7 protein-coding genes are annotated in these 8,147 nt (G+C 61.2%); 2 read left to right on the plus strand and 5 right to left on the minus strand.

Annotation, left to right across the window (positions count from 1 at the left end; translation table 11 throughout):
• The 3 genes from PK789_RS03605 to PK789_RS03615 all read right to left on the minus strand — a co-directional run.
• The coding region (locus tag PK789_RS03605; RefSeq protein ID WP_324307086.1) for an SPOR domain-containing protein at positions 1-648 on the minus strand (648 nt) is incomplete at its 3' end.
• Positions 649-711: 63 nt separating this feature from the next.
• The gene (gene folC / locus PK789_RS03610) at positions 712-1,995 is read right to left on the minus strand and encodes a bifunctional tetrahydrofolate synthase/dihydrofolate synthase (RefSeq protein WP_324307087.1); all 1,284 of its coding nucleotides are present in this window, start codon (positions 1,993-1,995) and stop codon (positions 712-714) included.
• Between the two features lie 21 nt (positions 1,996-2,016).
• Positions 2,017-2,667 carry a histidine phosphatase family protein gene (locus tag PK789_RS03615; protein ID WP_324307088.1) on the minus strand — a complete coding sequence of 217 codons (651 nt, stop codon included), beginning with the start codon at positions 2,665-2,667 and terminating at the stop codon, positions 2,017-2,019.
• A 106-nt stretch (positions 2,668-2,773) separates the two neighbouring features.
• Here PK789_RS03615 and PK789_RS03620 point away from each other — a divergent pair, with 106 nt between their 5' ends.
• Entirely contained in the window at positions 2,774-3,169 is a 396-nt protein-coding gene (locus tag PK789_RS03620) for a DUF3224 domain-containing protein (protein WP_324307089.1), read from the plus strand.
• An 82-nt stretch (positions 3,170-3,251) separates the two neighbouring features.
• Here PK789_RS03620 and PK789_RS03625 read toward each other — a convergent pair whose 3' ends face one another.
• Positions 3,252-5,420, minus strand: a complete 2,169-nt coding sequence (locus tag PK789_RS03625; RefSeq protein ID WP_503011883.1) for a S46 family peptidase — start codon at positions 5,418-5,420, stop codon at positions 3,252-3,254.
• Between the two features lie 43 nt (positions 5,421-5,463).
• Entirely contained in the window at positions 5,464-7,629 is a 2,166-nt protein-coding gene (locus tag PK789_RS03630) for a S46 family peptidase (RefSeq protein WP_324307091.1), read from the minus strand.
• 141 nt (positions 7,630-7,770) lie between these two features.
• On the opposite strand from PK789_RS03630, the gene PK789_RS03635 reads away from it, so the two are divergent.
• The coding region (locus PK789_RS03635) for an alcohol dehydrogenase catalytic domain-containing protein (RefSeq protein WP_503011884.1) at positions 7,771-8,147 on the plus strand (377 nt) is incomplete at its 3' end.

An 8,147-nucleotide genomic window follows, 5' to 3' on the forward strand; every position in this document is an offset into this window, starting at 1 on the left:
TGTGGGCTTTTCTGTGGGCTTTTCTGTAATTTTTTCTGCAGGCTTGCTGTCGTTACTGGCGTTGGATGGCGGCGCAGATTTCGCGGCATCAGCCGGTGACGTGGCTGCATCCAACGTCACCACCTTGGCTTCGAGATCGCCTCGCACCTGCTTGGATCGCAGCCGCGCCGATTCCGCCAGTGCGCGCTCGGCAAATGGGCCGATACGCACCCGATGCGCGGGTTTGCCGTTGATTGTCACGGCCTCGCGATATCCCGGCAAGCCGTTGGCGGCCAGTGCGGCGATGACTTTATCGGCATCGGCGGTACTGGCGTAACTGCCAAAATTGACCGCAAAATCCCCCGCCGCAACGGCGGCCATGGGCGTGGGTGTTGTTGTTTCCGGTGCCGTGGGTATTGCCGGTTCGGCAACACGGGTGGGCATCCCCGACACTCCTGCTGCGGGCGCTGCGGCCGGGGTGATCAAGGGCAAATCCTGGCTCATGCCCTCACCTTCACCCGCAGGTTTGGGTTCGGCTGGAATCCGCATCGACACATTGGAGACACCACTCTCTGGCGCGGGCCCCCTGACCAGCATCGGCAGGAAGATGACCGCCAATGCGACCAACACGACCGCGCCGACCAGGCGCTGTTTCAGCGAAGCATCCATTGGCATTCCGTGGTGGGTAGGCGGGATATCCAGCCGGCAATTATACCGGCCCAATGCACCGAACTAATCGCTCGCGTTCAGCCATTGCATCGCCTGGGCGGCAGCATGAAAGGAACCAAACACCAGCACCCGCCCATGGGCTGTGGCATCTTGCAGCGCGGCCGCAAGTGCTGTGGCCACATCGGCATGGCAATGCCCGGCCGCAGCGGCGCTGCCCGCCAGCCGTTGCACCAGTGCCTGTGCACTTTGCCCGCGCGGCCCATAGCTTTGGCTGCCGGCCAAATGCCAGTGCGCCACGCCGTCCACCAATGCCTGCACCACCGGCAAGGCGTCTTTATCGGCCAGTGCGGCATACACCGCCACGGTGCGCCGCTGCGGCTGCGTGTGTAGCCAATCGGCCAGCGCACGCGCGGCCTGCGGGTTGTGGCCCACATCCACCAGCACTTCTACACCCGCGCGCTCAAACCGCTGCAAGCGCCCGGCGATGCGGGCATTGGCCACGCCTTGCACGATGGCAGCATCTTCCAGTGGTAGATCCAGCGCGCGCAACGCGGCAATCGCGCAGGCGGCATTACGCAATTGCACCGGCGCGCCCAAGGCCTGCATCGGCAGTGGCAGCGTGATCGCATAGCCCACTTCGCGCCAACGCCAATGCTGCGCATCCACGGACTCTGCAAAAAAATCATTGGCGATCCGCCACGCCGGCGCGCCAATGGCATAGGCGTGCCGCAGCACGCTGGCCGGCGGGTCATCATCACCCAAGATCAGTGGCTTGAATGCCCGCGCGATGCCGACTTTTTCACGACCAATGGTGTCGATGTCGTGGCCCAACCACTCTTGGTGGTCCAGATCGACGGTGGTGATGATGGCAGCGTCGGCATCGACCAAATTCACCGCATCCAAGCGCCCGCCCAAGCCGACTTCCAACACCACCAAATCAAGTGGCTCGCGTTGAAACAGCCACAACGCGCACAGCGTGCCGTATTCGAAATACGTCAGTGGGGTGTCGCCACGCGCCGCCGCTACCGCGGCAAACCCCGCCAGCAACGCCGCATCTTGTACATCCACGCCATCAATACGCACGCGCTCGTTGTAGTGCTGCAAATGCGGCGAGGTGTACGCACCCACACGCAAGCCCTGCGCACGCGCGATGGCCTCGATCAAGGCCACGGTGGAGCCCTTGCCATTGGTGCCGGCCACGCTAATGACGTGTGTGGCCGGGTGCTGCAAGCCCATGCGCGCGGCGACCGTGCGCACACGGTCCAAGCCCAAGGCAATCGTGGCGGGATGCTGGCGCTCGATGTAGCCGAGCCACTCAGGAAGCGAGTTTGGGAGCGATTTGGACATCCGACTATTGTAGTGCGCCGCTTACAAAGCCCGATGCACGGCCTCGCCGAAAAACGCGGTGTGGTGGCTGCAATCGTTCAGGCGCACCACGTCCAGCGTGTCCACACTATCGCCTTGCAACAAGTTGAGCGTGGTGGGTGCCTGCCGAAACGTCCACAGCCGCGCCAGCGGGATGCCCAGCACCTTGCACAACAGCACGCGATTGACCGCATCGTGCGCCACCACCAGCAGGGTGTCATCGTGGCTCAAACCTGCGCAGGCGCGGGCAAATGCCGGCCATGCGCGGTCAAACACCTGCTGCAACGACTCGCCGCCCACCCCCGGCATTTGCACCGTATCTGGTGCATCGCGCCAAGCGCGCAGGCGCTGCGGGTCACGCGCGTCAATTTCGCTGGCCAGCAGCCCTTCCCAGTCACCATGGCCGATTTCCATCAAACCTTCATCAAAGGTCAATTGCGCGGCGCGAGATTCGCCCAATGCCAACTGCGCAGTGCGGGTGGCGCGTGCAAGCGGCGAGGCCACTGCACGGTCGATGCGCAGCGCATGCAGGCGTTGGCCCAAGGCGGTAGCCTGGCTAATGCCAACCTCGGACAAGGGAATATCCACCTGCCCTTGATAGCGGCCTTCGGCGTTCCACGGGGTTTCGCCGTGGCGGGCAAGGAGTATGTTCATGCGCGGCAAATCCAGCAAATTGTGCAGCGCACAAGGCTAGCAGAATGCGCGCACGGGATGCGCAACCGGCTATCGTGTCGGCTCCATCCGCAATCGGCATCGATCTATGCAAGCCAAGGGTGAATTTGAGGTCAAGCGCACGCCGCAAGGCGAGTTGGACATGGGTGGCGACGCCCGCATCGGCCATATGCGTTTTGATAAGCAGTTCCACGGCCCGCTTCAGGCCAGCAGCGTGGTGCATATGCTGGCAGTGATGTCGAAGGTGGCGGGTTCCGGCGCGTATGTGGCCATCGAGCGCATTGAAGGCACGTTGGAGGGCCGGCGCGGCAGTTTTTTCGCCCAGCACAATGGCGTGATGACGCGCGGCAAACCGACGTTAGACCTAACCGTGGTGCCCGATACTGGCAGCGATGCCCTCACTGGTCTGCACGGGCGCATCGCCATCGACATCATCGATGGCAAGCACTACTACACGTTTGATTATGGGTTTGATGCGGATTGATTTGCGTTGCAGGCTTGCGCTGCAGGCTTGCGCCGCACCCTCGCCCCTCTCCCACAGGAAGAGGGGCGTTCCGGCGATCAACTCATTTCTTCGGTGCCACGCCCAGTTCTTTCAGCAACTGCGGGGCCGGCATCACTTCTTGCATGATCCAGCGCATATAGCGTTGATCCACCGAGATCATGCGGGTGATCACCGGGTCAAACACCCAGTTGCTGGCCACCGACTCGATGGTGCCGTCAAACGCCAGCCCCACCAATTTGCCCTGCGCATCCAGCACCGGCGAGCCGGAATTGCCGCCGGTGATGTCCAGGTCCGACAAGAAGTTGACCGGCACCGTCCCCAACCGCGCATCCGCCAAACCGCCATAGCGTTTGGCCTTGACCGCATCTAGCAGTGCCTTGGGATTATCGAAGGGTTCTTTGCCGGTTTCCTTCGCGGCCACTTCTTCCAGCTTGGTGAACGGCGTGTAGGCCTTGCCAGTCAGGCTGGTGTAGCCCTTCACATTGCCAAAGGTGATGCGCAGCGAGGAATTGGCATCCGGATAGACAAACTCCCCCTTGCTTTGCTTGTAATCGGCAATCGCTTGCAGATACACCGGGCGCGCCGCCAGTGCTTCGCCGGTGTTCACCTTGGCTTGGGTTTCCATCTTCAGCAGCGTGGGCATCACTGCCACCGCGTATTGGATGGCCGGGTCGGTACTGGCTTCAAACGCAGCGCGGTCGGCCTGTAACCACTTCATGCGTTCGTCTAGCCTGCCCAATTGGGTGCCATCCAATCGCGTCAATGCCTTGTCAGCGCTGGCCTTGTCGCTGCCACCCAGCCAGGCGTCGACCGCCGCCACATGTTGCTCTCCCGGCAATGCCACATAACGATCCAGCCAGTACTGCTGAAGTTGGCGATCCATGGTTGGGTCGTAGCGACGCTCCATCTGCTTGAGCGACCCTTCGATCCCGGGCACGTCACGTTCTTGATAGCCGGACTCGCGCTCGGCATCGGGTTTTTGCCGTTCTATCGCCGCCCGATACAACATCACCGCGACACCCAAGGTGCCGGTGCGGTTGAAGCTGCCCAACACCAAGTCGCGCTCTTGCGTGCGCTTGCCAGATTCCACCAATTTGACCAAGGCATCGTGCGCGGCCAGTGCGGGTTTGCCGGCAGCACCACGGCTACGCAGCCAGCCCAACACGGCAGCCTCATCGCGCTGTTTGATCGCCAACACATTATTGCGTTGGAAGCCTTCCAACTGGCCATCGAAATTCTTGCTGGTGTTGTTCCAGCCTGCCATGCTGCTGGCGTATTTCACCGCGATCTCAGGGTTGCTTTTGCCGGCCGCTTCGACCAGGGCAATCTGGTCTTTAAATGCCTTGGAAATGGCCGGATACCGCCAGCTTTCGGTGTTTGCAAATTCCGCCACCAAGGCATAGCGATCGGTGCGGCCCGGATAGCCGGCCACCATCACAAAATCGCCTGCGCCCAGCGGTTTGTCGGCAATCTTCAACCAATGCTTGGGTTGATAGGGCACGTTGTCCTTGGCAAATGCCGCCGGTTTGCCGTCCTTGCCCACATAGGCACGGTAGAAGCTGAAATCGCCGGTGTGGCGCGGCCACATCCAGTTGTCGATATCGCCACCAAATTTGCCCACGCTGGCGGGTGGCGCATACGCCAAACGCACGTCCTTGATTTCAAGATTCTTGAACAGCCGATAGGTATTGCCACCCATGAAGCTATACAACCGGCAGCGGTAGCCTGCTTCGGCTTCGCAATCGCTGGTGGTTTTTTTCTCGAAGGCTTCCAGCGCGTCCGCGCGTTTGAGTGGGTCATTGCCGGCGGTCGCCATCGCCGCCTTGGCCTGCGCGGTGACATCGGTAATGGCCTCCAGTACAAAGATGCGCGCATTCGGCCCCGCCGACAATTCATCGGCATGGGTGGCGGCGTTGAAGCCATCACGAATCAGGTTTTTTTCGGCGGTGGAATTGAGCTGGATCGCGCCATACGCGCAATGGTGGTTGGTAGCCACCAAACCCTGCGGTGACACAAAGCTGGCGGTGCAACCGCCCAGCGACACCACCGCGCCCATCGGGTCACCGGTCAGGTTGGCCAATTGCTTGGGGCTTAATTTCAAGCCAGCCTTCTTCAATGGCCCGGCGATTTGCGGCAATTGCTGCGGCACCCACATGCCTTCGCCCGCGACGGCAGTCCCCATTCCGGTGACTGCCAATGCAACCGCCGTGGCCATCATTGTCTTGCGCATGTCTGCATCCTTCTGTTGGTTTCAATCACGTTGTCAGCGACGCTCATTCCGCTGGCAGGTTCATTTCTTTTAGTAGGTTTGGTGCCGGATAAACTTTGGCCAGAATCCAGCGCAAATAGCGCATATCCACATGGATGGCGCGCTTGTAACGCGGGTCAAACATCCAACTGGCACTGACCGCTTCCCAATTGGAGTCGAAGTTCAGCCCAATCAGCCTGCCCTGCGCATCTAGGACGGGCGAACCGGAATTGCCACCGGTGGTATCCAGATTGGTCATGAAGTCCACCGTCTGCGTGCCCAATTGCGCATCAGCGGTACTCCCAAAGTCACCTTTGGCAATTGCATCCAGTAACGGCTTGGGTGCATTGAACGGCACCACGCCAGTATGCTTTTCCACGATGCCAGCCACTGTGGTCAAGGGGCGATAATCCACACCGTCGCGCGGTGTCAGCGCACTGACCTTGCCGTAGCTCACGCGCAGGGTGGAATTGGCGTCCGGGTACACCGCCCTGCCCTGCGCGTTGCGATAGGCGATCAGCGTCTGCATGTAGAACGGGCGCAGCCGCAGCAGTTCGCCATTGCGCTGCTTGGATTCCTGTTCCAGCCGCAGCAAGGCCGGTTGCAGGGTAGCGGCGGCTTTGAGCAGCGCATCGTTCGAGGTGACCAGTGCGGCGGCATCCAGCTTCATCGCGCCCAAGCGGGTGGCTTCGTCGCCGAGCTTCGTGCCGGCGTACAGCACGTCCAGCCGCTGCGCGGCCTCGGCTTCGTTCGCACCGAACACCGCATCGAACTCGGCTACGCGCTGCGCCTTCGGCAATGCGAAGTAGCGCTTCAAGGCGTAGCGCAACGTGGCTTTTTCGACCTCGGGATCAAAGCGGCGCTGCAACTGCTTCAGGCCGCCTTCGATCATCGGCTCGTCGCGCTGCTGATAACCGGTTTCGCGCTGCGCATCCGGTTTCCCGCGCTCCAGCGCAAGACGCTGCAACTGCACCGCCGCGCCCAGCAGACCCGGACGCAGGAACGGCAAAACGAAATCGCGTGCGCGGTTGGCTTCACCCGCATCGAGCTGCTGCTGCATCGCGCGGATGCCAGCTTGCGCCTGCTTGCTGTTTGACTGTTTGGACAACCATGCCAGCATCGCGTCCTCATCGGCGCGACGCACGCGCACCGCATCGCTGCGGCGCAGGCCTTCCAGTTCGCCCTGCGCGCGCTTGAGGTTGTTCTTCAGCGAAGCCACGTTGGAGGCGTACAGCACCTCCTTCGCCTTGTCGCCGGCGGCGGCCGCTTCGATCGTGCGGATCATTCCGCCCAGCATCTCCACGCGGTTGGGCAGCAGCCAGTCGATCTGGCCGGCAAACTCGGACGCGGTGCGATGGCGGAAGGTCGTTCCCGGATAACCCGCGACCATCGCGAAATCGCCCGCCTTCACCGGTGCGGTGGAGACGGTGAGATACGCAGGCGGCACGTAAGGCACGTTGTCCGGTGAATACGCCGCCGGCTTGCCGTCCTTGCCGACGTAGGCGCGGTAGAACGAGAAGTCACCGACGTGACGCGGCCACATGAAATTGTCGATTTCATCGCCATAATTGCCAATCGACACCGGCGGCGCATACACCAAACGAATATCTTTGAGCTCCAACTGCTTGATCAAATAAAAGGCGCTGCCGTAATACATATCCGCCACGCTGCAGCGATGCCCGGCATCCATTTCACAGCGCGCCACTGCGGATTTTTTCGCGGCATCCACCGCATCAAAATAGGCGCGCCCGGTCTTGCCTTTGGCGCCAGCCAACATGCGATCAGTGACATTGTCGAAACCCACCGTCACAAACACCCGTGCTGCCGGGCCTGCCGAGACCTCTTGCGCCATCGACGGTGCAACAAAGCCATTTTCGATGAGATTGTTTTGCGGGGTAGAGTTGAGTTGGATCGCGCCCATCGCGCAGTGATGATTGGTGACGACCAAACCCCGCGGGGAGACGAAGCTTGCGGTACAACCGCCCAATGACACCACCGCCGCCAACGGTGGCCGGGTGACATCCGCCAACTGCGCGGGATCACCGGTGAAGCCGGCGGCCCGCAATTGCGCCGCCAACTGCGGCAATTGGCGGGGCATCCACATCCCCTCATCGGCTTGTGCGGCACCGGTGGTCATCAGCAAGCCTAGCCCTGTTATCACTAGCGCGGCGGTCAACGGGTGTAGTCTCATAGCGCACTCCAACGTCTTGCAAACGCCTATTAGACCATTCCTGCTCGCCGCTGCCCCCTGACCTCAGTCACGTGCAATGCCCTCACTTAAGCGTAAAATAGAAAGATAAATCGAAAGAGAACAGCCATGTCGCAAGTTAATATGAAAGCTTTAGTTAAGCGCGAAGCCGCCAAAGGCATCTGGATGGAGCAAGTGCCGGTGCCCACGCCCGGTCCGAATGAAGTCCTGATCAAGTTAGAAAAAACCGCGATCTGCGGCACCGATTTGCATATTTATTTGTGGGATGACTGGAGCCAGCGCACCATCCAGCCCGGCCTGACCATCGGCCATGAGTTCGTGGGCCGCATCGCGCAACTTGGCTCGGCAGTCACCGGCTACCAAGTCGGCCAGCGCGTGTCTGCCGAGGGTCATATCGTCTGCGGGCATTGCCGTAATTGCCGTGGCGGGCGTCCGCATCTGTGCCCGAATACGGTGGGCATCGGCGTCAACCGCAATGGTGCATTCGCCGAATACATGAC

It is taken from the genome of Thermomonas sp. (assembly GCF_035369645.1).
Classification (GTDB): domain Bacteria; phylum Pseudomonadota; class Gammaproteobacteria; order Xanthomonadales; family Xanthomonadaceae; genus Thermomonas.